We start from the raw sequence: 25,268 nt of genomic DNA, 5'->3' as shown, positions 1-25,268 counted from the left end.
CTCACCTCGCGCCCGCTGTGGCGGCAGCCGCTGGTGGCCGCGCTGCCCGCCGGGCACCCGCTGGCGGCGCGGGCCGAATTGGAGATCGGGGACCTCGCGGGGGAACCCTTCGTCTTCTTTCCCCGCCACCTGCGGGCCACCTACTTCGATCAGGTCATGCGCTGGACCTCGGGCGCGGGCTACACGCCGCAGGTGGTGCAGGAGGCCATCGAGATTCCCACCCTGCTCTCGCTGGTGGCGGCGGGGGTGGGGGTGTTCCTGCCCATCCGCTTCTTCGAGCGCCTCTCGCTGCCCGGCGTGGTCTACTGCCCGGTGCGCGGCGCACCCGTCATCGAGATCGTGGCCGTGTGGCGCGGCGGCGGGGAGATGGGTCCGGTGGTGGGGAGTTTTCTGGAGGTGGCGGGGGAAGTGCTCCAGAATCAGGGAAGGGAATAGCTGTCGTTTCCAAGTTCATCGAGCCAGTCATTGACCCTCTGCACTCCCCCGCGCAGTTCCTCAGTGGTGGTCAGGCTGTAGAGGCGTTCAAGCCGCTGAAGATCATCCGCTGGCAAGTCCACAGAGATGTGCTTGAGTCCATAGTCGCGTTTCTCGGGGCAGTGTTTCAACCGGAGCAGACGCACCAGAGGGGCAAGCACCTCGTCGTGGAAATAGCCCCGCGCTTCGAGCACATGCCCCCGCTGAAGCTCCTTTTCCACGAGGACGTGCCGCCAGCGCCCGGCGAGCACATCCGCAATTTCCACTCGCAAATCTATTGGTGCTGAGGCCCCCTGACGCAGTACTCCCACCCGGTCGAACAGGGGGAGGAAGGCGTCGGCGGGGCCAAACACCACCTCCCGTCCATGCGTCTGCACGCAGACATCCACAAAGAGGAAGCGTGGCAGCCCGGCCGAGCGGTAGAACACTTGCCGGATGAATGGATCAGGGTGCGCCCTCTCCTGCTCAACGTCCAGAGGACCGAAAACCCTGACCGCGTTCCGCACCGCTGCCAGGGCCGTCTCTTCATTCCCAGCCGTTACGTCCAGCCAGAGGTCCAGATCGGAGAATTCATCGGCCTTTCCCAGGGCGTCCGCTCCCTCCAGCCAGGCGGCCTGCACGGAGGGTTGGGCTTCTAACGCCACCTGAAGACCCTGAAGCAGAGACTGACGTAGTGCGGGGTCGAGCATGGTCAGAGTGTAGGAAGACCTGTGGGCTCTATAACCCCCGCCATCTGGCCGATGCCCCCGCGCCTGGCCCCGCCCCACACTGGCGCGGTGACTGACTTCCGCTTCCCGGCTCCTGACGGCACCATCGTGAATCTGCGCGTGGGCATCCTGTGTGTTCAGGGCGAGCACCTGCTGGTGTGCCGCGACAATCCCGACTTCCTGTATGTGCCAGGCGGCGCGTTACTGACCGGGGAACCCAGCGGGCAGGGGGCGCAGCGCGGGTGGTTGGAGGAAACGGGCGACGGCAAAGCGGAGTTCACCCTGGCCGGGGTCATCGAGAACTTCTTCCAGCTAGGGGGCCGCGAGTGGCATGAAACGGGCTTCTACTACCGCATTTCCGGCGAGACACTCCCAAGCTTGCCCTTCGCCGCACTCGACAATCCAGGGTGCGTGCTGGAGTGGCTGCCGCTGTCTGAACTGGACGCCCACACGGTCTACCCCCGTTGCCTGCCGGAGCTGCTGCGAATGCCGGACGGACAGGTGGGTCACTTCGTGACGGACGACCGGGGGCAAAGATGACCCCCTTCACCCTGCACCCCACCCGGCCTGGAGACCGGGAAGCTGTGGGCACGCTGCTTCTGAACGTCTGGGACGGGGATGAGGGCGCGGTGGCCTACCACGGCGGGGGCCGCGCTCCGGGGTGGGTCGCAACCGTCGGGGACGAGGTGGTGGGCTACGCCAGCCTGAGAAGCGGGACGCGGCACCCCACCTTCCGGTATGTGGGCGTCCACGTCCACCCCAGGCACCGCCGTCAGGGTGTGGGCGCGGCACTGTGGCAGGAGGTCACGCGGGGAGCCACCGGGACCCTCAAAACGGCGACCTACGCCCACCTGCCCGAAGCGGTGCGCTTTCTAGGGGCGCGGGGCCTCACGGTCAGGCTGGAAACCCACCTGCCGACCCTGGACCCCGCCCGGGTCAGCGCCGCGCAGGTGTCGGCCTGGGTGCGGGAAGCGGAGGCGCTGGGCTTCGCGCTGTTGCCCATGCCCGCGCTGGAGGGGCCGGACCTGCGGCGACGGCTCACGCGCCTGCATCTGGACGTGTACGCCCACACCCACGAACACGACCCGCCCGCCGCCGAAAGCGAGCAAGAGGCCGGGGCGGACTTTCTGGGCGACGATCTGCGGCCGGAGTGGTTATGGGTGGCCCGGCGCGGGGACGAGCTGGCCGGGGTCAGCAGCGTGCGCGATATGGGCGACCCGGCAGCGGCAGAACTGGGCTGGTTCGGCGTGCCCGGCCAGTTCGCCGCCTATGGGCGCATCCTCACCCTGGCGCTGACCGGGCTGGCCCTGCGGAGCGCGGCGGCGAGCGGCGTCACACGGGTGCTCCCCGAACTGGACAGCGCCGACCCGAACGCCATGCATCTGCGCCGCGAACTTCCCTGGGAGCCGGGCCGGGTGTGGCTCACCTTGACTGGAGATGTCCGTGACTGACTCACCCGAATACAACGACCCCCGATTGGTCCCCCTCTATGACCTCCAGAACCGCTGGGGAGCCGACGACGACTTCTTTCTGGCGCTGGCAAACGGGCAACCCGGCCGCCGCATTCTGGATCTAGGTTGCGGCACGGGCCGCCTGACCACCGCGCTGGCACGGGCCGGGCACCGCGTCACGGGCGTCGACCCCGCCCGCGCCTCGCTGGACGTGGCGCAATCCAAGCCAGGAGCAGAGGCGGTGAACTGGATTCACGGCACGGCAAAAGCGGCACCAGGCGAGGCGTTCGACCTCGCGCTGATGACTTCGCACGTCGCACAGATTTTTGAGGAGGACGCGGCGTGGGCCGAAGTCCTGGGGCACCTCCACCGCGCCCTGGTGCCCGGCGGACGGCTGGCCTTCGATTCACGCGACCCGGCGGCGCGGGGCTGGGAAGTCTGGGATTCGGGTGACGAACGCGAGAGAGTGACCCTGCCGGACGGTCAGGAACTGGAAGCGTGGATGACGGTGGACGGGGTGACGGATGGCCGCGTGACCTTTACCGGCCACATGCAGTTTCTGGCCTCCGGTGAACGGATCACCGACCGCAGCACCCTGCGCTTTCGCACGGAGGCCGAATTGCGCCAGAGCCTGATGGCCGCCGGGTTCGCGGTGGAAACCATTTACGGCGGCTGGCATGGCGAGCGCGTGGGCGAGGAGCGCGGCGAACTCGTGGTGGTGGCGAGGAAACCGGAGTGAAGCGCGTCCTGATCGTCGGCAGCCCCGGCGCGGGCAAGAGCACCTTCGCCCAGGAGCTGGCGGCGCGGACGGGGTTGCCCCTCGTGCATCTGGACGACCTGTACTGGGAAAAGGAGCAACTGGGACAACAGGAAGTCCCCCGAAGCGTCTGGCAGCAGCGGCTGCAGGACGCGCTGGCTGGAGAAAGCTGGATCATGGACGGCAACTACAACAGCACCATCACCATGAGAGCCGCGCAGGCGGACACCGTGCTTTTTCTGATGCCGCCGCGTGAACTCTGCCTGTGGCGGGTGCTGCGGCGCGAGCTGTCGGGACGGCATCCCCACTTTGCTGGAACCCGTCCCCGCTGGCCGGATCGGGAGTTTCTCCGCTATACCTGGCACTTCCCGGACAAGGTGACGGGAATGCTAGAGCATTTGCCATAAGAATGCGGTGGGTTTCCGCATGCGTTGGCCGAGCGGAGCGAGCGAATTGAAGAAGAGCATGGGGCAGAATGGAGGCACTAGGGGCGCCCTTCCCCGGGGGCCGTCCTTCTGTCAAATGCTCTAGAGCGGCTCCGAACCGTGCCGGGGCTGCAGCTGGTCGTGCTGCGAAGTGGCCGCGACATTCAGGACGCGTTGCGGCGCTTGAAAGGCTGAGACTCGGTCATCCTCCCCACACCCGCCTTACGTTCTGCGCGTAAACTGGTGGGATGCATTCGCGTGCCGGAATCCGGCGCTCGGCCCCTGTCCTGTCCCGCCCCGTGGAGGTAGTTCGATGCTGAAGGTCAAATCCGACTTCACCCCGTCCGGTGACCAGCCGACCGCCATTCGCTCGCTGGTGGACGGGCTCGACTCGGGCCTGCGGTTCCAGACGCTGCTGGGAGCGACGGGCACCGGCAAGACGTACTCCATGGCGAAGGTCATTGAGGAGACGGGGCGCCCCGCCCTGATCATGGCCCCCAACAAGATCCTCACCGCCCAGCTCGCCTCCGAGTTCCGCGAGTTCTTTCCCGACGCGGCGGTCGAGTTCTTCATCTCCTACTACGACTACTACCAGCCCGAGGCGTACGTGCCCGGCAAGGACCTCTTTATCGAGAAGGACGCCGCCATCAATCAGGAAATCGAGCGGCTGCGGCACTCCACCACGCGCTCGCTGCTCACCCGGCGGGACACCATCGTGGTGGCGTCGGTGTCGTGCATCTATGGCCTGGGCGACCCCAAGGAGTACACGGCGCTCAACGCGGTGCTGAAAAAGGGCGGCTCCATGCCCCGCGACGAGCTGCTGGGGCGGCTGGTCAACATGCAGTACGAGCGCAACGACATCGAGATGATGCCGGGCCGCTTCCGGGTCAAGGGCGAGATTGTGGAGGTCTGGCCCGCCTACGACGAGCAGCCGCTGCGCGTCGAGATGTGGGGCGACGACATCGAGCGCCTCAGCGTGGTGCATCCCCTCACCGGGGACCGGCTGGCCGACCTCGACGCCACGGTGATTTACCCGGCCAAGCACTACGTCTCGTCGGCGGGGAATATCGAGCGGGCCATCGTGACCATTCAGGAGGAGCTGGACGCGCGGCTGGAATACTTCAAGTCGGTGGGCAAGCTGCTCGAGGCGCAGCGGCTCAAGGAGCGCACCCTCTACGACCTGGAGATGCTCAAGGTGCTGGGCTACTGCTCGGGCATCGAGAACTACTCGCGGCATATCGACGGGCGGGCCGTGGGGGCCACGCCGTACACCATGCTGGACTACTTTCCGGACGACTTCGTGACCTTTATCGACGAGTCGCACGTCACGGTGCCGCAGATTGGCGGGATGGCGAACGGGGACCGGGCGCGGAAACAGACGTTGGTGGACTACGGCTTCCGGCTGCCCTCCGCGATGGACAACCGCCCGCTGAACTTCGACGAGTTCCTCTCCAAGACCGGGCAGACCGTGTTTGTGTCGGCCACCCCCGGCCCCTTCGAGCGGCAGGTCAGCGACAGCGTGGCCGACCAGATCATCCGCCCGACCGGGCTGGTGGACCCGCCCGTGACCGTGCGCCCCATCCAGGGCCAGATCGAGGACCTGCTGGGCCGGGTGCGCGAGCGGGCGGCCAGGGGCGAGCGCACGCTGGTGACCACCCTGACCAAGCGCATGGCGGAGGACCTCACCGAGTACATGCTCGAGAAGGGCGTCCGGACCCGCTACATGCACTCGGACATCGACAGCGTGGAGCGGCAGGTCATCATCCGCGACCTGCGGCTGGGGCACTACGACGTCCTGGTGGGCATCAACCTGCTGCGCGAGGGGCTGGACCTGCCGGAAGTCTCGCTCGTGGCGATTCTGGACGCCGACAAGCCCGGCTTCCTGAGAAGCGAGCGCGCCCTGATCCAGACCATCGGCCGCGCGGCCCGCAACGTGCGGGGCGAGGTGATCCTGTACGGCGACACCATTACGCCCGCGATGGAATCCGCGATGGACGAGACCCGCCGCCGCCGCGAGAAGCAGGTCGCCTACAACGAGGAACACGGCATCACGCCGACCACGGTGGTCAAGGGCGTCCGCAACGTCATCCGGGGCGAGGAGACACCCGACGAGATCAGCTCGGAGAACGTGGGCGAGGACCGGGACACGCTGGCCGCGCAGCTCACCGACCTCGAACTCGACATGTGGCAGGCGTCCGAGGACCTCGACTTCGAGCGGGCCGCCTCGCTGCGTGACCAGATTCGCGCGATCGAGGCCAAGCTGCAGGGCAAGGAATTCAAGCAGGCGACGGTGCCGGGGCAGAAGGTCAGGCGCAAGGGGCGGCGGTAGGGCTGGGCGCAGGACGAGGAGGGTGCCGGGTGCCCTTCAGAACACCAACGCCTCACAGGTGCCGACCCCAGCGGCCCTGGCCCAGCCCTGCATCTCGCGCCCGGTGGCTCCACGGGGGCGGGGCAGGGAGGCCCGCCAGCGGCGCTCCGCCTCCGCGACCCGTCCAGCCTGTTCCCTTTGTTGCGGCGGGGTGCCCGACAGCAGGATGCCCCGGTGCCGGTCCCCGTCCCGTGCGCCGAAACAGATCAGGCCCGTGCGCCCGGCCGCCTCCGAGGCGGACACCACCAGCATCAGGGGCACCGCCTCACTGACCAGCACGGTTCCCAGCGTGGTGGGCGCGAACCAGCGTCTTCCGTCCCACTGCGGCTGGCCCGCGACCGTCAGGCTGTGCAGGACCTCGCGGCCCCCGGCGTCCACGCCCCGGAGCAGCCAGTTCTGTCCAGGCCGCAAGCCGGACGCGGCGGGCGGCCCGTCGGCACCCCCTCCCGCTGCTCCCGGCCCCAGGGTGAAGACGGCCAGCAGCGGCAGCACCAGGTTCCGGATGGTTCGCATGGCCCAAGAATACGCGGCTGCACCGTGGGGGTTGAGCTGAGCAGCTTCAAACGGCGCAGAGCCTCCCCACCCGCTCAGTGCAGCACCCGCTCCCGCTCCCCGGTCTCACCGCCGTCCACCTCCGGCTTCTGCGCCGGGAGAATCAGGTTCGCTGCGATCCCCACCAGCGCCGCGAGGGCCATGCCCGACAGGTTCAGGGTGGTGCCGCCCACGCTGATCGGAAAGGCCGCCCCACCCAGGCCCAGCACCAGAATCAAGGAGACGATGATCAGGTTGCGCGAGTGCGCGAAGTCGATTTTCGCCTCGGCCAGCGTGCGGATGCCGACAGAGGCGATCATGCCGAACAGCAGGATGCTGACGCCGCCCAGCACCCCCTGCGGCAGGCTCCGCAGCACGGCGGCCAGCTTGGGCGAACAGCCGAAGAGGACGGCGAAAACAGCCCCGATCTGGATCACACGGGGGTCATAGACGCGGGTCAGGGCCAGCACGCCCGTGTTCTCGGCGTAGGTGGTCGCGGCGGGGCCACCCAGCGCCGCGCTGCTCATGTTGGCGAGGCCGTCGGCAAACAGCGTGCGGCTCAGGCCCGGCTTTTCCAGAAAGTTCCTGCCCACGACCCGCCCGTTCACGATCACGTCGCCCACATGCTCGATAAAGGTCACGACCGCCACGGGCGCGATGATGGCGACTGCCCGCCAGTCGAAGGCCGGGGCGTGGAAGTCCGGCAGGCCCAGCAGCGGGGCCGCCGCGACCGCGTCCAGCGCCTCGCGGCCCACCTGCCCGGTGGCGAGCGAGACGAGGTACCCCGTGACCACGCCGATCAGAATGGGAATCATCCGGAACAGGCCCCGGCCCCACAGGCTCGCCACGACCGCCGCCGCGAGCGTGACGAGGGCCAGCCACCAGTTCGTCTTGGCCTGATCGACCGCCACGCTACTCAGCCCCAGGCCGATCACGATGATGACGGGACCGGTGACCACGGGGGGGAAGACCTGCAGAAGCCGCCCCACGCCCAGCACCCGCACCAGCCCGGAAAACAGCAGGTACATCGCCCCGGCCGCGATCAGGCCACCCCCGGCGGCAGCGGGGCCGAACTCTTTCACGACCAGGGCGGTGGGAGCGATGAAGGCGAAACTCGACCCCAGGAAGATGGGCACCTGCCCCCGCGTGAGCAGGTGAAAGAGCAGCGTCGCCACTCCCGCCCCGAAGAGGGCCACCGAGGGCGAGAGCCCCACCAGGATGGGTACGAGCACCGTCGCGCCGAACATGGCGACCGAATGTTGCAGCCCCAGCACGAGGCGGCGGGCAGGCGGGATGGGGGCAGGGGCGGTCTGGGTCATGGGGCCTCCGGGGACACGCGCGGCGTGGGCCTCTGCCGCAGGGACGGGGCAGGGCGAGGAAACGCGGGTTGTTCCGGGCGGCCAGCATACCGCGCCCCCGCGGCGCATGTACCCTGAGAGGATGAACCCCAAGGGCGACCTGATCGCGCGGCTCACGGCGCTGGGCCTCGGCACCCCCACCTTCGACGCGCAGGGGACAGGCCCCGCCCACGAGCGCACCTTTCGCGTCACCGTGAGGGCCGGGGGCCGCGAGCTGGGCCACGGCGAGGGCCGCTCCAAGCGCGACGCCGAGCGGGCCGCCGCCGAGGACGCCCTCTCGCAGCTGGAGGGCGAGGACGGGGAGGAGGAGTCGGAGCAGGAGCAGGAGCAGGACACCGCCCCGCAGGGCCGCTGGCCCATCTACGCCGCCGTGCTGGAGGGTGCGCTGGAGACGGCGCTGGAGCTGGCCGACGACGACGCTGGCCTGGACGACGTGCGCCGCGACGCCGCCCGCCTCTACCGCGACCTGCTGAGCGATCTGGGCCACGGCCCGGAGGAGGAGGGCTGAAGGGCGCCGACGCCGAGGCCCGCGCCGCTGCCCATCTGAAGAGCCTCGGCCGGGTCATTCTGGCCCGCAACTACCGCATTCCGGGCGGCGAGATCGACCTCGTGTCGCGGGACGGCGAGGTCCTCGTCTTCACCGAGGTCCGCCAGCGCCGCTCGGCCCGCTTCGGCGACGCCGCCGAGAGCGTGACCCCGCGCAAGCTCGCGCTGATGGGGCGGTCGGCGTTGACCTACCTCGTGCGCGAACTGGGGCGCGACGATCTGCCCTGCCGCCTGGAAGTGCTGACCATCGACGGCCCGGCGGAGACGGGAACGCTGCGGCTGGTGGCGGTGGAGTAGGGCCCGGCTAGAAACCGAGCGGCGCTCCGAAGTCCTCCGGTGCGGGCGGCTCGTAGGGCAGGGGCTCGTCGGGGGGCGGCACCTGCTCGCCGAAGCCGCCGTCGCCGGAGTCCTCGGGGGTCGGCAGCGGTTCGGGGAAGGGTTCCGGGGCCACGTCCTCCACGGGCGGCGCGGGCGTACCGAAGTCATCCTGCGGCAGCGGCTCGGGCGCGTAGGGGTCTTCCGGCAGCGGGGCCTCGGGCGGGGCCACCTCCTGCGGGAAGAGGTCGGCGGGGGGCTCGGCGGGCACCTCTTCGGGAAGGGGCTGAACGTCGGGGATGGGTTCGACCGGCCCTGGCTCGGGAACTGGCACGGGCACAGGATCTGGTACGGGCACAGGGTCCGGCACTGGCGCGGGATCGGGCGCCGGAGCGGGGACTGGAACCGGCGTCGGCGCGGGCACCTGGGTTCGCCGCCCGAAGAAACCGCCCTCGCCCCGGCCGCTGCCGTCGCGGGCGACCGGGGGCTGGTCGGCCTCCTCCTCGCGGAAGGCCATGTTGACCTGCCGCACCACCCGGTAGGTGATGCCGCCCGGCTCGGTGAACGGGACGCGGGGCTGTCCCGCCAGCGCCCCGGCGACCGCCTGCTGCCAGACCGGGGTGGGAATCTCGCCGCTGTAGGCCCAGCCCGGCAGCGGCTGGCCGCTCTGGTTGCCCACCCACACCGCCCCCGAGATCAGCGGGGTGACCCCGGCGAACCACAGGTCCTTCACGTCGTTGGTGGTGCCCGTCTTGCCGCCCACGTCCCAGCCGGGAATCTGGGCGCGGGTGGCGAGGCCGCCCTGCACGGGGGTCAGGTCGTTCACCACCCCGCGCAGCATGTCCAGCCCCAGCCACGCCGTCCGCACGTCCCAGACCCGCTTGCCCTGCGGGGCGGGGCGGCTGTAGAGCACCTCGCCCTGCGCTCCCTCCACCCGGCGCACCAGCGTGGGCGCGTAGTACAGGCCCCCGTTGGCAAAGGGCACGTAGGCGGCGGCCATCTGCAGCGGGCTGGCCTCCAGCGTGCCGATCGAGAGCGACAGCCCCGCGTCGGGCGGCGGCGTCAGGCCCAGTTCACGCAGCTTGGCCTCGAACGCCGGGACCCCCAGTTCCTGCGCTATCCGCACCGTTGTGAGGTTGAGGCTGTGGTCCAGCGAGTAGCGCATCGTCTTGTACTCGCCGGTCCAGCGTCCGTTGTAGTTCCTGGGCTGGTAGCTCCCGGTCAGGGGCGAGTCCAGCACGGTGTCGCTCTGCTTCCAGCCTTCCTCGAGCGCCAGCGTGTACAGCAGCGGCTTGATGGAGCTGCCCACCTGCCGCCGCGCCTGGACCGCGTTGTTCCAGTCGGCGGGGCGTCCGCCCGCGAGTTTCTGCCCCACCAGCGCGAGCACCTCGCCATTTTTCGGGTTGAGGTAGGCCGCTCCCAGGGTCGCCCCGTCGGGAAGCTGCGCGTTCAGGCTGGCCTGCTCGGCCGCCTTCTGCGCCTGAAGGTCCATCCCGGTGAAAATCTTGCCGCCGCCGTACAGCGCCTTGCCCGTCACGCCCGCCCGCTTCAGCTCCTGCTCCACCGCCTGCAGGGAGTGAAAGGCCGTCTGGGCGGGCGGCGGCGGCATGTTCTCTTCCAGCCGACCCGGGCGCTCCAGCACCGCCGAGCGCAGGGTGCCGTCGGGGTTCCAGCCGATGCGCCAGCCTGCCGGGTAGATCTCGGTCTTCCAGGCGGCGTCGGCCTCGGCGCGGGTCACTTCCCCGTCCTCGACCATGCGGTCGAGCACGCTCTTCATCAGGGGGCGGTAGGCCCCGAAATCCTTGTAGCGGCGGTTGGGCGCGGGCACGATGGTCGTGAGGTACACGCTCTCGGCGAGGTTGAGGTCCGCCGCCCCCTTCTTGAAGTAGGCCCGCGCCGCCGTCCCCGCCCCGATGATGTCGCGCTGGCCCCCGTCGCCCCAGTAGATGACGTTGAGGTACGCGGCCAGAATCTGTTCCTTGGAGAAGTTGCGCTCCAGCTGGTAGGCGAGCACCGCCTCCTTGAACTTGCGCTCCAGGGTCCGGGCACCTTCGAGGTCGTGCAGCAGCGTGTTTTTCACGACCTGCTGGGTGATGGAGGAGCCGCCTTCCAGGTCGTTGTACAGCACGCCCTTGAGCAGCCCGCGCACGATGCCCTGATAGTCCACGCCCCGGTGCTCGAAGAAGCGGCGGTCCTCGCTGGTCACGATGGCCTTGCGCAGCCAGGGGCTGATCTCGTTCAGGGCCAGCAGGTCGCGGTTCACGCCGCTGCCCCCGCCCAGGCTGGGAGTCAGGGTGCCGACCAGCTGCCCCCGGCGGTCGTACACCCGGGTCTGCCCGCTGAGTTCCAGCACGTCGAGGGCCTGCACGCTGGGCAGCTCGCGCCCCCAGGTCCACCACAGGGTGCCCGCCCCCGCCGATCCCAGCAGCAGCAGCACGCCCAGCCCCGTGAAGAAGCGCATGAAAGCTACTTTACCGGGCCGCCGCGCACGCACCGGGGCGCGGGGCACGCTTGGGAGGGGAAAGGCAAGGCGCAGCTCATCGCCTCCCAGAGTAGTGCCCGCAGATGAGGCGGGCGTCCTCCGGAAGCATGACGCCACCAGCCGGGGCGGGGGGGCACGCTGGGGGCATGAGACGGGAGGGGGAGGGGACGGAGGTCTGCAGGGGCGAGGGCCGTTCTCTGGCTGAGACGGCGTGGCCGTCCACCCCCCACCCGGCCTCCCCCGCAGGGGGGAAGGAGGACAGAGGCCGTGTCCATCAGGCCCCCAGAGGGTTCGCGCCAGCTCTCCCAGTCCCACCCGGGAAGGGCCCACCCGGGGAGGGCACGTGGCCGTCGCCGTTCTCCCGCTTCCTGCACCTGCTTGCCCACTTCACCGCTGTGCAGGCGCTGTGCTGCACCTTCGCCTTCAGCGTGGTGGGGCTGCTGGCGCTGTCAAAGGTGCTGCCGCTGGAGGATTGGGGGCTGGCCCGCTACGACTTCCTGCTGTTGGGGTGCCTGCTGGTGCAGGCGGCGCTGGTCTGGACCCGCTTCGAGACACCGCGCGAGGCTGGGGCGCTGCTGCTCTTTCACGCGCTGGGCTTCGGGCTGGAGGCGCACCGGGTCGCGCTGGGCGCCTGGGCCTACCCGGACGAGGCCGTCAGCAAGGTGCTCGGCGTGCCGCTCTACGCGGGGTTCATGTACGCCAGCGTGGGCAGCTACGTCGCGCAGGCGTGGCGGCGGTCGGGACTGCGCCTGAGCGGGGAGCCGCCGCTGGCCCTTCAGGTCGCCCTCGTGGGCGGCACCTACGCCCACTTCTTCGTGATGGCCGGGCTGGAGGTGCGGCTGGGGCTGACGGCGGCCCTGCTGCTGGCCTACCGCCGGACGCGGGTGGCCTTCACGGTGGGGGGCGAGCGCTTCCGGATGGGCCTCCCCCTCTCGCTGGCCCTGATCGCCGCCTTTGTCTACCTCGCGGAGAATGTGGCGACCGGGCTGGGCGCGTGGGTGTACCCGCACCAGGCCGGGGGCTGGCAGCCTGTCCACCCCGGCAAGTGGCTCGCGTGGGCGCTGATGCTGACGCCCGCCGTGCTGATCGTGGCCCGGATGAATGCCGGGGAGGGTCAGGCCGGAGGCGCCGGGGCTACCATGTCCCCGACTCCCGCTCGCCGCAGCGGGCCAAGCGAGACGCCATGACCCAGACCCGTCCCTCCCCCACCGCTGCCCCCCACACCGACCTCCCGCGTCTGTTCGCGCCCCTCGTGAAAGGTGCGGCGGCGGCCATCACCGACTACCGCATGATCGAGGAGGGTGACCGGGTGATGGTTTGCCTCTCGGGAGGCAAGGACAGCTACACGCTGCTGGACATCCTGCTGCACCTGCACAGGCGTGCGCCCATCGACTTCGAGGTCGTGGCCGTGAACCTCGACCAGGGTCAGCCGGGCTTTCCCCGGGAGGTGCTGCCGGAGTACCTCACGCGGCTGGGGGTGCCCTTTCAGATCCTGACCCAGAACACCTACTCCGTCGTCCAGGCGAAGACGCCGCCGGGCAAGACCACCTGCGCCCTGTGCAGCCGATTGCGCCGGGGCGCCCTCTACCAGCATGCCCGCGAGATCGGCGCGACGAAAATCGCCCTGGGCCACCACCGCGAGGACATTCTGGAGACGCTGTTCATGAACCTGTTCTTCGGTGCGCGGCTGAAGGCGATGCCGCCCAAGCTCCAGTCGGACGACGGGACGAACGTGGTGATTCGCCCGCTGGCCTACCTCGCGGAACGGGACATCGAGCGGTACGCCGTGGCAAAGGGCTTTCCCATCATCCCCTGCACCCTGTGCGGCAGCCAGCCCAACCTCCAGCGCGAGGTGGTCGGGCAGATGTTGCAGGGCTGGGAGCGCGAGCATCCGGGCCGGTTGCAAAACGTGCTGCGCGGGCTGACGCGCGTGACGCCCAGCCACCTGCTGGACCGCGACCTCTTCGACTTCGCCTCCCTGAGCGTCCAGCCTGCCGAGGGCGACAGGGGCTTCGACGGGGAGGAATACCCCGAGCGCGAGTTTCTGGCGGGACTCAGCGAGATGACGATGCTTTGAGGCGTGTCACGTGTGGTCGTCGGCTTGTCGGGGCTGAAGCTCTGGCCTTCGACCTCGACCCACCACGAGCGACCGACCATGCGTCCTACAGCAGCCGCCCCTCGTCCTCGCCCGGCTCCGGCGTCTTGACCGGCACCCCCCGCGCATTGAGCGCCTCGCGCAGCATGGGGATGTTTTTCAGAGCGTGGCCCCTGGTCGTGTTCTGAAAGTAGATGTACAGCTCGCTGAGGTCGCCCTCGACCAGCGCGATCTTCTCGGCCCACTCGTCCATCTCGGCGCGGGTGTAGAGGTAGTCGTGGCGCTCGGCGGCACTCTGACCGTCCCACCAGCTGCCCTTGTTGCGCCCGTGCAGCCGCAGGTAGCCCACGTCGGTCGTGACATGCACCTGCGGCTCGGGCATCCCACCGACCGGCGGGTAGTCGGGGCTGACCCAGATCAGGCCGTACTCGGCCATGCCCTCGCGCACGCCCGGCTGGTCCCAGGAGGCGTGGCGCAACTCGACCGCCAGCTCGTGCCCGGCGAAACGCTCGGCCAGCGCCAGCAGATATTTGCGGTTCTCGGCGGTGCGGTGAAAGGAATAGGGAAACTGCGCCAGATACGGCCCCATCAGCCCGGCGTCGCGCAGGGGCTGCGGGCTTTGCAGCATGCGGTCGAAGTCGGCGCTCTGGGGGGCGCGGTCGTGGGTAAAGACCCTGTTCACCTTCACCGTGAAGCGGGTCCGCCCGCCCGACTTGCGGGCCATGCCCTCGAAGGCCTTGAGGCCCGGAATCGCGTAGAAACTGCTGTTCAGTTCCACCGCGTCGAAGTGCCGGGAGTAGGTCTCCAGGTAGGCGTCTTTCTTGACGCCCTCGTAGATCAGGCCGGGGGCCGCCCAGTCGTCGTTGGTGTAGCCGCCGCAGCCGATCCAGACACGCATGGGGGCAGGGTAGCGTGGGGCGTGGGGCCGGGTCTGAAGCTCGGCTTGAGGGTTGGAACGGCTCAGCGCAGCCGGGGCCGCACGTTCAGCCGCGCCCAGAAGTCGGTGATGGTCCGCAGGGCGCAGCGGAACTGCCCGAAGTCCATCGGCTTGACCACGTAGGCGGTCGCGCCGTGCGCGTAGCAGTCGGCCACGTCGCGTTCCTCGCCGCTGGTGCTCAGGATCACGACCGGAATCCTGCAGGTGGCGGGAGCGCCGCGAATCTGGTCGAGCACGGCGAGGCCGTCCATCTGCGGCATATTCAGGTCGAGCAGGATCAGGTCGGGCAGCGGGCGGCCATGCAGGGCGGCGAGGGCCTCCGCGCCGCTGGCCGCCACCTCGACCTCGGCTTCGCGGTCCTGAAGGGCGTTGAGGGCCAGCTCCACATCGTTCGGATTGTCGTCCACCAGCAGGATTCGCCGTCTTTCCATGTGCCCCGTCACCCCACCCCTTCGCCTGACCTGCGCGAATCACGGCCCTTCCTGTACTCCCCGGAACGTAAAGATTTTATCAAATTCATCCTAAACACAAAGGTGTGAGGAACTCATGTCCAGTCAGGTGGGACCGGGTCAGCGGGACGTCCCGGGCAGCGGGCTAGACTGCCTCCCATGCTCACGAAGCGCATCATCCCCTGTCTGGACGTGCAAAACGGGCGGGTGGTCAAGAATGTCCGCTTTTTCGAGGACCACCGCGACGCCGGGGACCCCCTCACGCTCGCGCAGGCCTACGAGGCGCAGCAGGCCGACGAACTGGTCTTCTACGACATCACCGCGACCCACGAGGGCCGGGCCCTGATGCTGGACGTGGCTGCCCAGGTGGCCGAGCAGGTGATGATGCCGCTGACGGTGGGCGGCGGCGTGAACGCCGTGTCGGACTTCCGGCAACTGCTGATGGCCGGGGCCGACAAGATCAGCGTGAACAGCGGCGCGGTGCGGCGCCCGGAGCTGATCCGCGAGGCGTCCGACCACTTCGGGGCGCAGTGCGTGGTCCTGAGCATCGACGCCAAGCGGCGGCCGGGCGGTGAGGGCTGGACGGTCCACGTGGGCGGCGGCCGGGTGGACACCGGCCTCGACCTGCTGGCGTGGGCCGAGCAGGGCCAGCAGCTGGGCGCGGGCGAGATCTGCCTCAACGTGATGGACGCCGACGGCACCCGCGCGGGCTTCGACCTGGACGCGACCCGCGCCGTCGCCTCGGCGGTGGACCTGCCCGTGATCGCCTCGGGCGGGGCCGGGCGGCTGGAGGATTTCCGCGACGTGCTGCGCGGCGGCGAGGCGGGCGGACAGGCCGACGCCGCGCTCGCCGCCAGCGTCTTTCACTTCGGGGAGCTGACGGTGCCGCAGGTCAAGGCGTACCTGAAGGCCGAGGGGCTGCCCGTGCGCCCCGACTGGCGGGACGTGTGAGCGGGTTGGACGCCGTGAAGTTCGGTCCCCCCGAGGCAGGAACGAGCGGCCTGATCCCGGTCGTGACCCAGGACGCCCGCACCGGCGCGGTGCTGATGCAGGCGTATGCCGACCGCGCCGCCCTGGAGCGCACGCTGGAGACGCGGGAGGCCACCTACTACAGCCGCTCGCGGGGGGAGCAGTGGGTCAAGGGCGCGACGAGCGGGCACACCCAGCGGGTCGTCTCGGTGCATCTGGACTGCGACGGCGACAGCGTGCTGTACCGGGTCGAGCAGACCGGGCCGGCCTGCCACACCGGGGAATATTCCTGCTTCCACACGCCGCTGCTGGAGGGGGAGGCCCCGGACGCTGGACTCGGCGGCACCCTGGAGCGCGTCCACGCGACCATCGCGCAGCGGCTCGCCACCCTGCCGGAGGGCAGCTACGTGGCGCGGCTGCACGCCGGGGGCCTCGACCGGGTGCTGAAGAAGATCAGCGAGGAGGCGGGCGAGGTGCTGCTCGCGGCGAAAAATGGCGACCGGGCGGAACTGGCGACCGAGGTGGCCGACCTCCTGTTCCATACCCTCTTCGCGATGGCCGAGGTGGGCGTCTCGCCGGGCGACGTGGCCGCCGTGCTGCGGGAACGTGAGGGCAGGAGTGGGCTGAAGGGGCCGAAGGAAGCGNGGTGGCCGACCTCCTGTTCCATACCCTCTTCGCGATGGCCGAGGTGGGCGTCTCGCCGGGCGACGTGGCCGCCGTGCTGCGGGAACGTGAGGGCAGGAGTGGGCTGAAGGGGCCGAAGGAAGCGGGCTAGAGCATTGGGCAGAATGACGGCCCCCGGGGAAGGGCGCCCCAGGTGCCTCCCCGAATGCCCAATGCTCTTCTTCAATTCGCTCGTTCTGCTGCGCAGCTTTGCAAGTCCGCTCGGCCAACGAATGCGGAAACCCACCGCCTTCTTATGGCAAATGCTCTAACCCTCCGGCCTCAGCTCGGGCTGCGGGGGGCCGTCCCGGTCGGCGGCGATGGCGGCGGCGACGGCCTCCGGCGAGATCGCCCCGCGCGGCACCCGCCCCACCTGTGCCCACAGGCCGGTGTCCACGGCGGGCGGCAGCACCAGCGTGATCCCGACCCCCCGCGCCTCCAGCCGGGCGATCTCGGCGGCGCTTCTCAAGGCGGCCTTGCTCGCCGCGTACTGGGAAAAGCCCCGCGCGGTCACGAGTTCAGGCCGCGCTCCCAGCAGGTAGACGCGCCCACCGGGATTCAGGCGCCCCAGCCCATGCTTGAGCACCCACAGCGCCCCGAAGTAGTTCGCGTTCCACACGGCCCGCACCGCTGCGGGGTCCGCCTCCTGCAAGGGACCGGGAAGGGCCGCGCCCGCCGCGTAGACCAGGGTGTCCACGCCTTCCACGCCCTCCAGCAGCGCCCGCACGTGGCTCTCGTAGCCCAGATCGGCGGCCCTGGCCTCTGCGCCGAGTTCGGTGGCCAGCGCCGCGAGCCGCCCCGCGTCCCGTCCGCTCAGGGTCAGCCGGTCCCCCCGTGCCCCAAAGGCCCGCGCCGTCGCCGCCCCGATGCCCCCGGTCGCTCCCACAATCAGCGTGTGCATGGGCCGAGCAGACCACCCCGCCGCGCCGGGGACGGTGGCGGGGCGGACAGAGCCGGTAGATAAAGCTCCGCTCAAGACCTCAGCGCATCCAATCGCGTCGCCGCCGCTTAGAGCTGAACGAAGACCGGAGGCGCTCCCCCGCTTCCGGCAGGAGACTCCCCATGAAACGACTCGCCCTTCTCTCCGCGACCCTTGCCCTCGCCCTCTCCGCCTGCGGGACGATGAAAGCCCCCGCCGCCCCCCAGGGCCTGACTGCCTACGGGCTGGACACCCAGGGGCGCCTGGTGACCTTCGGCACCGACAACGCCACCCAGAGCCTCAAGCGCACCGCAGTGACGGGCCTGGGCAGCAGCGAGACGCTGATCGACCTGGACGTGCGCAACACCGACAACCGGCTCTACGCCATGTCGGATACCGGCAAGCTGTACCGCCTCGACCCGGCCACCGGCGCCCTGACCGCCGACGGGTCCAGCCTGACAGCAGGCATCACGCCCGTCGCCATCGACTTCAACCCGGCGGCCAACCGCCTGCGCGTCCTCGCCGAGACGGACCGCAACTTCCGCCTGACCCTGAACGCGGCGCCGGTCCCGACGGCCTCGCCCGCTGGAACGGTCACCGACGACGGGATGCTGATGTACGTGGGCGGCACGCCCAATCCCAACCTCGTCGCGGCGGCCTACACCAACTCGTTCAACAACAGCGCGGCCGGGGCCATCAATGCCGGCACCATGACGACCCTGTACTCGGTGGACGCTGATCAGGACACCCTGGTCATCCACTCGGTCGGTCCTCAGTTCAGCACGCTGGCCCCGGTCGGCAAGCTGGGCGTGGACGCCATGAAGGGCATGACCGGCTTCGACATCGCCGGGGCGGACATGGCGTACCTCAGCGTGAGCATGGGCGGCAACACCATGCTCTACACCGTCAACCTGACCACAGGCGCGGCCACCTCCAGGAGCACGGTCAGTGGCCTCGCCCTGCGCTCCTTCGCGCTGGCGCTGCCGAACCAGTAAGCGTCTCCCGCCTCCCCTGCCCCCGGCCATCGCTGCCGGGGGTTTTCTCCTGGCCCATTCGCTAGGCTGTCCCCCATGACCCCGCCCCCCCACGGCGCCCCCAAACCCACCTGGCGGGCGTGGGCGCGGGAGGTGCGGGCCGGGCAGCCGGACCACTCGGCCGAAGTTTGTGCCCACCTCGCCGCCTTCCTGCACGCGCGGGGAGCGCGGCGGGTGCTGGCCTACCACGCCCTGCCCGGCGAGCCGGACGTGGGGGCGCTGGCCGCCGGGTTCGAGTTGCTGACCACCCGCGCCCGCTTCCAGCCTGCGCCGCACCTGACGCTGCACCCGTGGGACACGGCGACGGAGGTCAGCCGCTTCGGGGTGCGCCAGCCCCCGGCCCCTACTCCCCGCGTCGCGCTGGAGACGGTGGACGCCGTGCTCCTCCCCGGCCTCGCCTTCGACCGCTTCGGGGTGAGGTTGGGCTACGGCGGCGGCTTCTACGACCGCCTGCTGCCGGGGTTTTCCGGCCTGACCGTGGGGGTGGTCCCGGAGGCGCTGGTGGTGGACGCCCTCCCCACCGAGGCCCACGACCTGCGGGCAGGGTTCCTGGCGACCGAGGGCGGCGTGCGGCCCGTTCAGCCCTGAGCGGTCAGCCCTGACCCAGCGGCCACGCCTCCCACGGCACGTAGAGGCCTCCCGGTCCCGGCTTGCGCATGACCCAGACCTCGTGGGCGGTGAAGGTCAGCGGTTGCCCCTTCAGGTCGGCAAATTCCGCCCGCGCCGCCTCCAGCACCGTGCCGAGGTCCACCCCACGCCGCCGCAGGGCCAGGGTGAGGTGGGGCGTCATCTGCGGTCCCTCGTAGCCGAAGCGCTGGGGCGGATTCAACGAATCCAGCAGTCGGAGGTGGAGCGCCACCACGTCCGGCGAGGTGACGCCGAGGTAGACGGCGGTGCCGTTGCGGAAGGCCTGAGGACCGCCAACATTCAGGCGGACGGGGGCACTCGCGGCCACCACGGTCCGTGCCGCCTCCCACCACCTCAACTCCGGCCCCAACCCGCTCCGCGCCTTCACGGTGACGTGCGCGGCACTCTCGCGCAGCCCCAGCCGGGTGCGGAAGGCGTCCATCCGCGTCCCGAGGCCCGGCGGCGGCCGCACTCCCAGCAGGAAAGAGGCGTTCGCGTGCGCGTTTTCCGGCCCGGTCATGCCCCAGCCTAGCCCCCCGCACGTCCGGGCGGCCCGGACGACGTGGGCGGCGCTCCGGTACAGTTTGGGGGTGACCCCGACGACCGAGACGCCGCTGAAGCGGACCCCCCTGCACGCCGCGCACCTGCGGGCGGGGGCCCGCATGGTTCCCTTCGGGGGCTGGGACATGCCCGTGCAGTACGCGGGCGTGAAGGCCGAGCACGAGGCGGTCCGCACCCGCGCCGCCATGTTCGACGTGTCGCACATGGGCGAGTTCCGGGTGAGCGGGCCGGACGCCGAAGCCTTCCTCCAGCGCGTCACCACCAACGACGTGAGCAAGCTCAGGCCCGGCCGCGCGGGGTACAACTGGCTCCCCAACGAGTCGGGCGGGCTGGTGGACGACATCTACGTCTACCGGGTGGGCGAGACGGAGTTCCTGCTGGTGGTGAACGCCTCCAACATCGAGAAGGACTGGACGCATCTCCAGACGCACGCGGCGGGCTACGACGTGACCCTCACGGACGAGTCCCCCGAGTGGGGCCTGCTCGCCTTGCAGGGGCCGCAGGCCGAGGCGCTGCTGCAACCCCACACCGACGTGGACCTGAGCGCGAAGAAGAAGAACGCCTTCTTCCCGGGCACCCTGCTGGAGTTCCCGGTGATGTTCGCCCGCACCGGCTACACGGGCGAAGACGGCTTCGAGGTCTTCGTGAAGGCCGACGACGCCGAGGCCCTGTGGGACCGCCTGATCGCGGTCGGGCTGACCCCGGCGGGCCTGGGCGCCCGCGACACCTTGCGGCTGGAGGCGGGCTTTCCCCTCTACGGCCACGAGTTCGCCGACGACCTGCACCCCCTCGCCAGCACCTACAGCTGGGTGGTCAAGGACAAGGACCACGTGGGCCGCGCCGGGATTCAGGCCGCGCCCACCGTGAGGCTGATCGGCCTCGCGCTCGACCGCGTGCCCGTGCGCGAGGGCTACCCGGTGCTGCTCGGCGGCGAGAGCGTCGGCCACGTCACCTCCGGCAGCACCAGCCCCACCCTCGGGCACCCCATCGCCATGGCCCTCGTGCGGGCGGACGCGGCGAATGCCGACGCCTACGAGGTCGAGGTGCGCGGCAAGGCGCATCCGGCGCGGCGGGTGGAGTTGCCCTTCTACAAGCGCTGAACGAACGCTGGACCCCCGCGACACCGCCGACAGACTTCCGCCCCCTTCATAGAGGAGAATCAAGCCCATGCAGACCCCCAGCGAACTGAAGTACGCCGCCTCCCACGAATGGCTCGCCCCCGACGGCACCGTCGGCATCTCCGACTTCGCGCAGGACCAGCTTGGTGACGTGGTGTACGTGGAACTCCCCGAGGTCGGGCGCGTCGTCTCCGCGGGCGAGACGGTCGCCGTCGTGGAGAGCGTGAAGACCGCCTCCGACATCTACGCCCCCGCCAGCGGCACCATTGTGGCCGTCAACGAGGCCCTGTCCGGCAGCCCCGAACTCGTCAACAGCGGCGCCTATACGGACGGCTGGCTGTTCCGGCTGGACGTGACCGAGGAAAGCGGCGACCTGATGGACGCCAACGCCTACAGCGCCGCGAACAACTGAAGCCGTCAGCCCCCAGCGGTCAGCCGTCAGCACCACGAGGCTGAACGCTGACCGCTGACCCCTGATTGCCCCTCAAGGAGACTCCATGCGCCCCCTGAACCAACTCCTGCAAACCGACGACTTCACCCGCCGCCACATCGGCCCCACCGAGGTGGAACAGGCCGAGATGCTGGCCGAACTCGGCGTCTCCAGCCTCGACGAACTCACCGAGACGACCCTGCCCGAGGCCATCCGCTTCACGGGCGAGCTGAACGTGGGCGGCCCGGTGACCGAGGCGCAGGCGCTGGCCGATCTCAAGGCCGTAGCCGCCAAGAACAAGGTCTTCCGCTCGTACATCGGCATGGGCTACCACGGCACGCACGTGCCCCCCGTGATCCTGCGGAACATGCTGGAAAACCCCGGCTGGTACACGGCCTACACGCCCTACCAGGCCGAGATCAGCCAGGGCCGATTGGAAATGCTGCTCAATTTCCAGCAGACCGTGATGGACCTGACCGGGATGCCCGTCTCCAACGCCTCTCTGCTCGACGAGGCGACCGCCGCCGCCGAGGCGATGACGCTTGCCAAACGCGTGGTCAAGAGCAAGGGCAACGTCTTCTACGTGGCCGACGATGTTCACCCGCAGACCCTGGACGTGGTTCGCACCCGCGCGGAGTACTTCGGGTACGAGGTGGTCACGGGAGCCGCGAGCGGGGAACTGCCCGAGGGCACCTTCGCCGCGCTGGTGCAGACGCCCGGCACCCACGGGGACCTGCACGACCTCTCCCCCATCTCCGAGCGGGCACACGGGGCACAGGCGGCCCTGATCGTGGCGACCGACCTGCTGGCCTGCGCCCTGGTGACGCCGCCCGGCGAGCAGGGGGCCGATATCGTGATCGGCAGCGCCCAGCGCCTCGGCGTGCCGATGGGCTTCGGGGGGCCGCACGCGGCGTTCCTGGCCTGCCAGAAGGGCTTTGAGCGCTCCATGCCCGGCCGCGTGATCGGCGTGAGCAAGGACGGCCGGGGCAAGACTGCCCTGCGCATGGCGATGCAGACCCGCGAGCAGCACATCCGCCGCGAGAAGGCGACCTCCAACATCTGCACCGCGCAGGCGCTGCTGGCGAACATGGCCGCCGCCTATGCCGTCTACCACGGGCCGGAGGGGATTCGCACGATTGCCCAGCGCGTCCAGCGGATGACCGGGATTCTGGCGAAGGCGCTGGGGAACGCCGGGCTGGAGCCGAACGCCACCTTCTTCGACACCCTGACCTTCGGCGGCGACGTGGCCGCCATCCGGGAGCGGGCCGAGGCGAAGGGAATCAACTTCCGCTACGGGAACGGGCGCGTGGGCGTCAGCCTCGACGAGACGGTGACTCCCGCCGACATCGCGGACATCGCCGAGGCGCTGACCGGGGAGCGGGTGGACGTGCTGTCGCTGGACGGGCAGGCCGCAGAAGGCATCCCCGAGGGCCTCCAGCGCACCTCCGCGTACCTCACCCACCCCGTCTTCAACACGCATCACTCCGAGCACGCCATGCTGCGGTACCTCAAGGCGCTGGAGAACCGTGACTACAGCCTCGTCCACGGCATGATTCCCCTGGGAAGCTGCACGATGAAGCTCAACGCCACCGCCGAGATGATCCCGGTGACGTGGCCCGAGTTCGGCAGCCTGCACCCCTTCGCGCCCGCCGATCAAACGGAAGGGTACGCGCAGCTGCTCGCGGAGCTGGAAGCCTGGCTGGCCGACATCACCGGATACGACGCCGTTTCCTTGCAGCCCAACAGCGGGGCCCAGGGCGAGTACGCGGGCCTGCTCGCCATCCGCAAGTACCACGAGAGCCGGAATGAAGCGCACCGCAGCGTCTGCCTGATTCCGGCGAGCGCCCACGGCACCAACCCCGCGAGCGCGGCCATGCTGGGGATGCAGGTGGTGGTGGTCAAGACCGATGCGAGCGGCAATATCGACCTGAACGACCTGAAGGCTCAGGCCGAGAAGCACAGCGCCAACCTCGGCGCCCTGATGATCACCTACCCCAGCACCCACGGCGTGTACGAGGAGCACGTCACCGAGGTCTGCGAGATCGTCCACGCGCACGGCGGGCAGGTCTACCTCGACGGGGCGAACATGAACGCGATGGTGGGGCTCGCCAAGCCGGGGCTGATCGGCTCGGACGTGTCGCACCTCAACCTGCACAAGACCTTCGCCATCCCCCACGGCGGCGGCGGGCCGGGCATGGGTCCCATCGGCGTGAAGGCTCACCTCGCGCCCTTCCTGCCGAACCACACGGTCCGCGCCACGAGCGAGAGCCGCACCGGGGCCGTCAGCGCCGCGCCGTACGGCAGCGCGAGCATCCTGCCCATCTCGTACCTGTACATCCGGCTGCTGGGGCCGGAGGGCCTGAAGAGGGCCACCCAGGTCGCGCTGCTGAACGCCAACTACATCGCGCAGAAGCTCAGTGGCGCCTTCCCGGTGCTGTACACGGGCCGCGGCGGGCGGGTGGCCCACGAGTGCATTCTCGACATTCGCCCCCTCAAGGGGGCCAGCGGCATCACCGAGGAGGACATCGCCAAGCGGCTGATGGACTACGGCTTCCACGCCCCCACCATGAGCTTCCCGGTGCCCGGCACCCTGATGATCGAGCCGACCGAGAGCGAGCCGAAGGAGGAACTCGACCGCTTCATCGACGCGATGCTGCACATCCGCCGCGAGATTCAGGAGGTGGAAGACGGCCTGCTCCCGGCCGAGGACAGCCCGCTGCGTCACGCGCCGCACACCCAGGACGACCTGATGGCGGGCGAATGGAACCGGGCCTACAGCCGCGAGACCGCCGCCTTCCCCAGCCGTGCCCAGCGGGCCTGGAAGTACTGGCCCGCCGTGAACCGGGTGGACAACGTGTACGGCGACCGCAACTTCGTGTGCTCGTGCCCGCTGGTGGAGGAGTACGCGGAAGCATAGAGGAGGCATAGAGCCGAGGACAGGTCGGGGCAGGGGCAGCGTGAGACCAGCTGCCCCTGCCCCGACCTTCAGGCCGTGACGAGCGCGGTCAATCTGTGGCGGACATGCTGGCGGGCCAGAGCGTAACTGCCAGGAAACTTGCCGGAGCTTGCCGGGGAGTGCAGGCCTGGCAAGACGGTTGCCCAGCTATGGGGGCTGCTCGGTGGGCTTCCGTCTCACGTCAGTGGGTGGACGCAGGGCGTCAGGGGCCCAGCCTCCTCGCCCACCCTGCCCCCTGCTCAGGGAAGACGGCCGGAGTTGATCGTCCAGCGGCAGGTTCCCCGGTAGAGCGCATTGCCCGCCGCGTCCGTCGCCACCAGGACGGCCGCGTTCCGGCTGTTTGCGGGCAGCGTCAGGGCGTAGTTCATCAGCGTGTTGTTGGCGATCAGGGAGGCGGTCAGCACGTAGGCCTCCCGGGACGGGCGCACCAGCGAGACCGCGTTGGAGCGGTACACCAACGGGCGGCTCGCGCCGGGAGCGAGCACGCTCAGCTCGAAGACTTGCGCAGCCGTACTTGCCCGGCCGCTCACCTGCCCGGAGGCCGTCACCTGGAACCGGCTGACGCCCCGTTCGGTGCTCCGGAGACGCTGCTCGATGGTGCCTTCGCAGCGGTCGAAGGTCACTTGGACATTGGAAACAGGCTGGGCGTGGGCCAGGCCGAGGGCAGCCAGCAAAAAGGCCGCGACAGGTTTCAGGAGTGGGGCACGGGAGCTGTTCCGGTTCATGGTTGTTCTCCTTACGTGGTTTGCAAAACGTTCGTCCGTGGGGGGCCGCCCTACATCAGGCATGTTCTGCGAGAGGCGCGGTGAGAGACCGGCTCATGGGGCCCCCGCATCCTGGCGGCGGCACCAGCCACACGATAGGGAGTCCCGCTGCCCGGCGCGTGAAGGCCCAGGCGGCCCGCCTTGGCACACCTTCAACGCTGGGCGGGTGTGGCGGGTGACCGGGCAGAACGTGGCGAAGGGTGAGCGGGCAACCCCATAACCGACGACTGCCGGGAGACTCCCTCCCTATCCATCCCTATCCATCTGCCCTCGCCTATTCGTGCCGGGCTCAGTACCTGACAGGTTGAGGTTTTTGCTGTACAGGAGCGGGA

General features: G+C 69.8%; 25 protein-coding genes and 1 pseudogene. 17 read left to right on the top strand and 9 right to left on the bottom strand.

The window, feature by feature from the left end; genetic code table 11:
• Positions 1-435 (top strand): LysR family substrate-binding domain-containing protein (locus tag QOL99_RS04350; RefSeq protein WP_285521740.1); only part of this gene is annotated, 435 nt, incomplete at its 5' end.
• On the opposite strand, the gene QOL99_RS04345 is transcribed toward QOL99_RS04350, so the two are convergent.
• Positions 420-1,163 carry a hypothetical protein gene (locus QOL99_RS04345; protein WP_285521738.1) on the bottom strand — a complete coding sequence of 248 codons (744 nt, stop codon included), beginning with the start codon at positions 1,161-1,163 and terminating at the stop codon, positions 420-422. The genes QOL99_RS04350 and QOL99_RS04345 overlap by 16 nt on opposite strands.
• Before the next feature lie 87 nt (positions 1,164-1,250).
• On the opposite strand from QOL99_RS04345, the gene QOL99_RS04340 reads away from it, so the two are divergent.
• The 5 genes from QOL99_RS04340 (at position 1,251) to uvrB (ending at position 6,143) form a co-directional block, all read left to right on the top strand.
• The gene (locus QOL99_RS04340; protein WP_285521737.1) at positions 1,251-1,721 is read left to right on the top strand and encodes an NUDIX domain-containing protein; all 471 of its coding nucleotides are present in this window, start codon (positions 1,251-1,253) and stop codon (positions 1,719-1,721) included.
• On the top strand, positions 1,718-2,632 hold the full coding sequence (locus tag QOL99_RS04335) for a GNAT family N-acetyltransferase (protein ID WP_285521736.1): 915 nt from the start codon (positions 1,718-1,720) through the stop codon (positions 2,630-2,632). Before QOL99_RS04340 ends, QOL99_RS04335 begins: the two co-directional genes overlap by 4 nt.
• On the top strand, positions 2,625-3,371 hold the full coding sequence (locus QOL99_RS04330) for a class I SAM-dependent methyltransferase (protein WP_285521734.1): 747 nt from the start codon (positions 2,625-2,627) through the stop codon (positions 3,369-3,371). Before QOL99_RS04335 ends, QOL99_RS04330 begins: the two co-directional genes overlap by 8 nt.
• A complete protein-coding gene (locus QOL99_RS04325; protein ID WP_285521731.1) occupies positions 3,368-3,796 on the top strand; it encodes a P-loop NTPase family protein in 429 nt (142 codons plus the stop codon). The genes QOL99_RS04330 and QOL99_RS04325 overlap by 4 nt, the downstream gene beginning before the upstream one ends.
• Before the next feature lie 331 nt (positions 3,797-4,127).
• The gene (gene uvrB / locus QOL99_RS04320; RefSeq protein ID WP_285521729.1) at positions 4,128-6,143 is read left to right on the top strand and encodes an excinuclease ABC subunit UvrB; all 2,016 of its coding nucleotides are present in this window, start codon (positions 4,128-4,130) and stop codon (positions 6,141-6,143) included.
• 36 nt (positions 6,144-6,179) lie between these two features.
• Here the strand turns inward: uvrB and QOL99_RS04315 are convergent, their stop codons facing one another.
• On the bottom strand, positions 6,180-6,695 hold the full coding sequence (locus QOL99_RS04315) for a hypothetical protein (protein ID WP_285521726.1): 516 nt from the start codon (positions 6,693-6,695) through the stop codon (positions 6,180-6,182).
• A 74-nt stretch (positions 6,696-6,769) separates the two neighbouring features.
• Positions 6,770-8,032 (bottom strand): uracil-xanthine permease family protein, encoded by a 1,263-nt coding sequence (locus QOL99_RS04310; RefSeq protein WP_285521724.1) that lies wholly within the window; start codon positions 8,030-8,032, stop codon positions 6,770-6,772.
• Between the two features lie 121 nt (positions 8,033-8,153).
• Here QOL99_RS04310 and QOL99_RS04305 point away from each other — a divergent pair, with 121 nt between their 5' ends.
• Entirely contained in the window at positions 8,154-8,579 is a 426-nt protein-coding gene (locus QOL99_RS04305) for a putative dsRNA-binding protein (RefSeq protein WP_285521723.1), read from the top strand.
• Positions 8,576-8,914 (top strand): YraN family protein, encoded by a 339-nt coding sequence (locus QOL99_RS04300; protein WP_285521744.1) that lies wholly within the window; start codon positions 8,576-8,578, stop codon positions 8,912-8,914. The genes QOL99_RS04305 and QOL99_RS04300 overlap by 4 nt, the downstream gene beginning before the upstream one ends.
• Before the next feature lie 7 nt (positions 8,915-8,921).
• Here QOL99_RS04300 and QOL99_RS04295 read toward each other — a convergent pair whose 3' ends face one another.
• Positions 8,922-11,393, bottom strand: coding sequence for a transglycosylase domain-containing protein (locus QOL99_RS04295; protein ID WP_285521720.1), 2,472 nt, complete (start codon positions 11,391-11,393; stop codon positions 8,922-8,924).
• Between the two features lie 389 nt (positions 11,394-11,782).
• Here QOL99_RS04295 and QOL99_RS04290 point away from each other — a divergent pair, with 389 nt between their 5' ends.
• The gene (locus QOL99_RS04290; RefSeq protein WP_326522569.1) at positions 11,783-12,601 is read left to right on the top strand and encodes a DUF817 family protein; all 819 of its coding nucleotides are present in this window, start codon (positions 11,783-11,785) and stop codon (positions 12,599-12,601) included.
• Positions 12,598-13,491, top strand: a complete 894-nt coding sequence (ttcA, locus tag QOL99_RS04285) for a tRNA 2-thiocytidine(32) synthetase TtcA (RefSeq protein WP_285521718.1) — start codon at positions 12,598-12,600, stop codon at positions 13,489-13,491. The genes QOL99_RS04290 and ttcA overlap by 4 nt, the downstream gene beginning before the upstream one ends.
• 85 nt (positions 13,492-13,576) lie before the next feature.
• On the opposite strand, the gene QOL99_RS04280 is transcribed toward ttcA, so the two are convergent.
• Positions 13,577-14,407: a DUF72 domain-containing protein gene (locus tag QOL99_RS04280; protein WP_285521716.1), complete on the bottom strand. Its 831-nt coding sequence runs from the start codon at positions 14,405-14,407 to the stop codon at positions 13,577-13,579.
• A 62-nt stretch (positions 14,408-14,469) separates the two neighbouring features.
• Positions 14,470-14,877, bottom strand: coding sequence for a response regulator (locus QOL99_RS04275; protein ID WP_285521713.1), 408 nt, complete (start codon positions 14,875-14,877; stop codon positions 14,470-14,472).
• Between the two features lie 177 nt (positions 14,878-15,054).
• Between QOL99_RS04275 and hisF the strand changes: the two genes are divergently transcribed.
• Both hisF and hisIE read left to right on the top strand, forming a co-directional pair.
• Positions 15,055-15,846, top strand: a complete 792-nt coding sequence (gene hisF, locus QOL99_RS04270; RefSeq protein ID WP_285521712.1) for an imidazole glycerol phosphate synthase subunit HisF — start codon at positions 15,055-15,057, stop codon at positions 15,844-15,846.
• Positions 15,843-16,505 (top strand): annotated as a pseudogene (gene hisIE / locus QOL99_RS04265) (bifunctional phosphoribosyl-AMP cyclohydrolase/phosphoribosyl-ATP diphosphatase HisIE); the annotation flags it as partial. The gene hisF and the pseudogene hisIE, both read left to right, overlap by 4 nt.
• Positions 16,506-16,795: 290 nt before the next feature.
• On the opposite strand, the gene QOL99_RS04260 reads toward hisIE, so the two are convergent.
• The gene (locus QOL99_RS04260; RefSeq protein ID WP_285521707.1) at positions 16,796-17,428 is read right to left on the bottom strand and encodes an SDR family NAD(P)-dependent oxidoreductase; all 633 of its coding nucleotides are present in this window, start codon (positions 17,426-17,428) and stop codon (positions 16,796-16,798) included.
• 161 nt (positions 17,429-17,589) lie between these two features.
• Here QOL99_RS04260 and QOL99_RS04255 point away from each other — a divergent pair, with 161 nt between their 5' ends.
• Positions 17,590-18,441, top strand: coding sequence for a DUF4394 domain-containing protein (locus QOL99_RS04255; RefSeq protein WP_285521705.1), 852 nt, complete (start codon positions 17,590-17,592; stop codon positions 18,439-18,441).
• A 75-nt stretch (positions 18,442-18,516) separates the two neighbouring features.
• Positions 18,517-19,068: a 5-formyltetrahydrofolate cyclo-ligase gene (locus tag QOL99_RS04250; RefSeq protein WP_285521703.1), complete on the top strand. Its 552-nt coding sequence runs from the start codon at positions 18,517-18,519 to the stop codon at positions 19,066-19,068.
• A 4-nt stretch (positions 19,069-19,072) separates the two neighbouring features.
• Here QOL99_RS04250 and QOL99_RS04245 read toward each other — a convergent pair whose 3' ends face one another.
• Positions 19,073-19,627 carry a 2'-5' RNA ligase family protein gene (locus QOL99_RS04245; RefSeq protein WP_285521701.1) on the bottom strand — a complete coding sequence of 185 codons (555 nt, stop codon included), beginning with the start codon at positions 19,625-19,627 and terminating at the stop codon, positions 19,073-19,075.
• Between the two features lie 70 nt (positions 19,628-19,697).
• Here QOL99_RS04245 and gcvT point away from each other — a divergent pair, with 70 nt between their 5' ends.
• The 3 genes from gcvT to gcvP all read left to right on the top strand — a co-directional run bounded on the left by gcvT (position 19,698) and on the right by gcvP (position 24,133).
• Complete coding sequence (gene gcvT / locus QOL99_RS04240) at positions 19,698-20,768, top strand: glycine cleavage system aminomethyltransferase GcvT (protein WP_285521699.1); 1,071 nt, start codon at positions 19,698-19,700, stop codon at positions 20,766-20,768.
• A 67-nt stretch (positions 20,769-20,835) separates the two neighbouring features.
• The gene (gcvH, locus tag QOL99_RS04235; RefSeq protein ID WP_285521697.1) at positions 20,836-21,198 is read left to right on the top strand and encodes a glycine cleavage system protein GcvH; all 363 of its coding nucleotides are present in this window, start codon (positions 20,836-20,838) and stop codon (positions 21,196-21,198) included.
• A gap of 85 nt (positions 21,199-21,283) precedes the next feature.
• Positions 21,284-24,133 carry an aminomethyl-transferring glycine dehydrogenase gene (gcvP, locus tag QOL99_RS04230; RefSeq protein ID WP_285521696.1) on the top strand — a complete coding sequence of 950 codons (2,850 nt, stop codon included), beginning with the start codon at positions 21,284-21,286 and terminating at the stop codon, positions 24,131-24,133.
• A 278-nt stretch (positions 24,134-24,411) separates the two neighbouring features.
• Here the strand turns inward: gcvP and QOL99_RS04225 are convergent, their stop codons facing one another.
• Complete coding sequence (locus tag QOL99_RS04225; protein WP_285521693.1) at positions 24,412-24,897, bottom strand: hypothetical protein; 486 nt, start codon at positions 24,895-24,897, stop codon at positions 24,412-24,414.
• Between the last annotated feature and the right edge of the window lie 371 nt (positions 24,898-25,268).

Origin of the sequence: Deinococcus rhizophilus, assembly GCF_030271215.1 — a bacterium.
Classification (GTDB): domain Bacteria; phylum Deinococcota; class Deinococci; order Deinococcales; family Deinococcaceae; genus Deinococcus; species Deinococcus rhizophilus.
The sequence above is the reverse complement of the archived record's forward strand: the minus strand, read 5'-3'. Positions and strand labels throughout refer to the sequence as shown.

What these genes read in the sequence shown, in the direction of transcription:
- QOL99_RS04345 (WP_285521738.1), bottom strand. Translation starts at nt 1,163, where the DNA reads ATGCTCGACCCCGCACTACGTCAGTCTCTGCTTCAGGGTCTTCAGGTG.
- QOL99_RS04335 (WP_285521736.1), top strand. Translation starts at nt 1,718, where the DNA reads ATGACCCCCTTCACCCTGCACCCCACCCGGCCTGGAGACCGGGAAGCT.
- uvrB (WP_285521729.1), top strand. Translation starts at nt 4,128, where the DNA reads ATGCTGAAGGTCAAATCCGACTTCACCCCGTCCGGTGACCAGCCGACC.
- QOL99_RS04315 (WP_285521726.1), bottom strand. Translation starts at nt 6,695, where the DNA reads ATGCGAACCATCCGGAACCTGGTGCTGCCGCTGCTGGCCGTCTTCACC.
- QOL99_RS04310 (WP_285521724.1), bottom strand. Translation starts at nt 8,032, where the DNA reads ATGACCCAGACCGCCCCTGCCCCCATCCCGCCTGCCCGCCGCCTCGTG.
- QOL99_RS04305 (WP_285521723.1), top strand. Translation starts at nt 8,154, where the DNA reads ATGAACCCCAAGGGCGACCTGATCGCGCGGCTCACGGCGCTGGGCCTC.
- QOL99_RS04295 (WP_285521720.1), bottom strand. Translation starts at nt 11,393, where the DNA reads ATGCGCTTCTTCACGGGGCTGGGCGTGCTGCTGCTGCTGGGATCGGCG.
- ttcA (WP_285521718.1), top strand. Translation starts at nt 12,598, where the DNA reads ATGACCCAGACCCGTCCCTCCCCCACCGCTGCCCCCCACACCGACCTC.
- QOL99_RS04280 (WP_285521716.1), bottom strand. Translation starts at nt 14,407, where the DNA reads ATGCGTGTCTGGATCGGCTGCGGCGGCTACACCAACGACGACTGGGCG.
- QOL99_RS04275 (WP_285521713.1), bottom strand. Translation starts at nt 14,877, where the DNA reads ATGGAAAGACGGCGAATCCTGCTGGTGGACGACAATCCGAACGATGTG.
- hisF (WP_285521712.1), top strand. Translation starts at nt 15,055, where the DNA reads ATGCTCACGAAGCGCATCATCCCCTGTCTGGACGTGCAAAACGGGCGG.
- QOL99_RS04260 (WP_285521707.1), bottom strand. Translation starts at nt 17,428, where the DNA reads ATGCACACGCTGATTGTGGGAGCGACCGGGGGCATCGGGGCGGCGACG.
- QOL99_RS04255 (WP_285521705.1), top strand. Translation starts at nt 17,590, where the DNA reads ATGAAACGACTCGCCCTTCTCTCCGCGACCCTTGCCCTCGCCCTCTCC.
- QOL99_RS04250 (WP_285521703.1), top strand. Translation starts at nt 18,517, where the DNA reads ATGACCCCGCCCCCCCACGGCGCCCCCAAACCCACCTGGCGGGCGTGG.
- QOL99_RS04245 (WP_285521701.1), bottom strand. Translation starts at nt 19,627, where the DNA reads ATGACCGGGCCGGAAAACGCGCACGCGAACGCCTCTTTCCTGCTGGGA.
- gcvH (WP_285521697.1), top strand. Translation starts at nt 20,836, where the DNA reads ATGCAGACCCCCAGCGAACTGAAGTACGCCGCCTCCCACGAATGGCTC.
- gcvP (WP_285521696.1), top strand. Translation starts at nt 21,284, where the DNA reads ATGCGCCCCCTGAACCAACTCCTGCAAACCGACGACTTCACCCGCCGC.
- QOL99_RS04225 (WP_285521693.1), bottom strand. Translation starts at nt 24,897, where the DNA reads ATGAACCGGAACAGCTCCCGTGCCCCACTCCTGAAACCTGTCGCGGCC.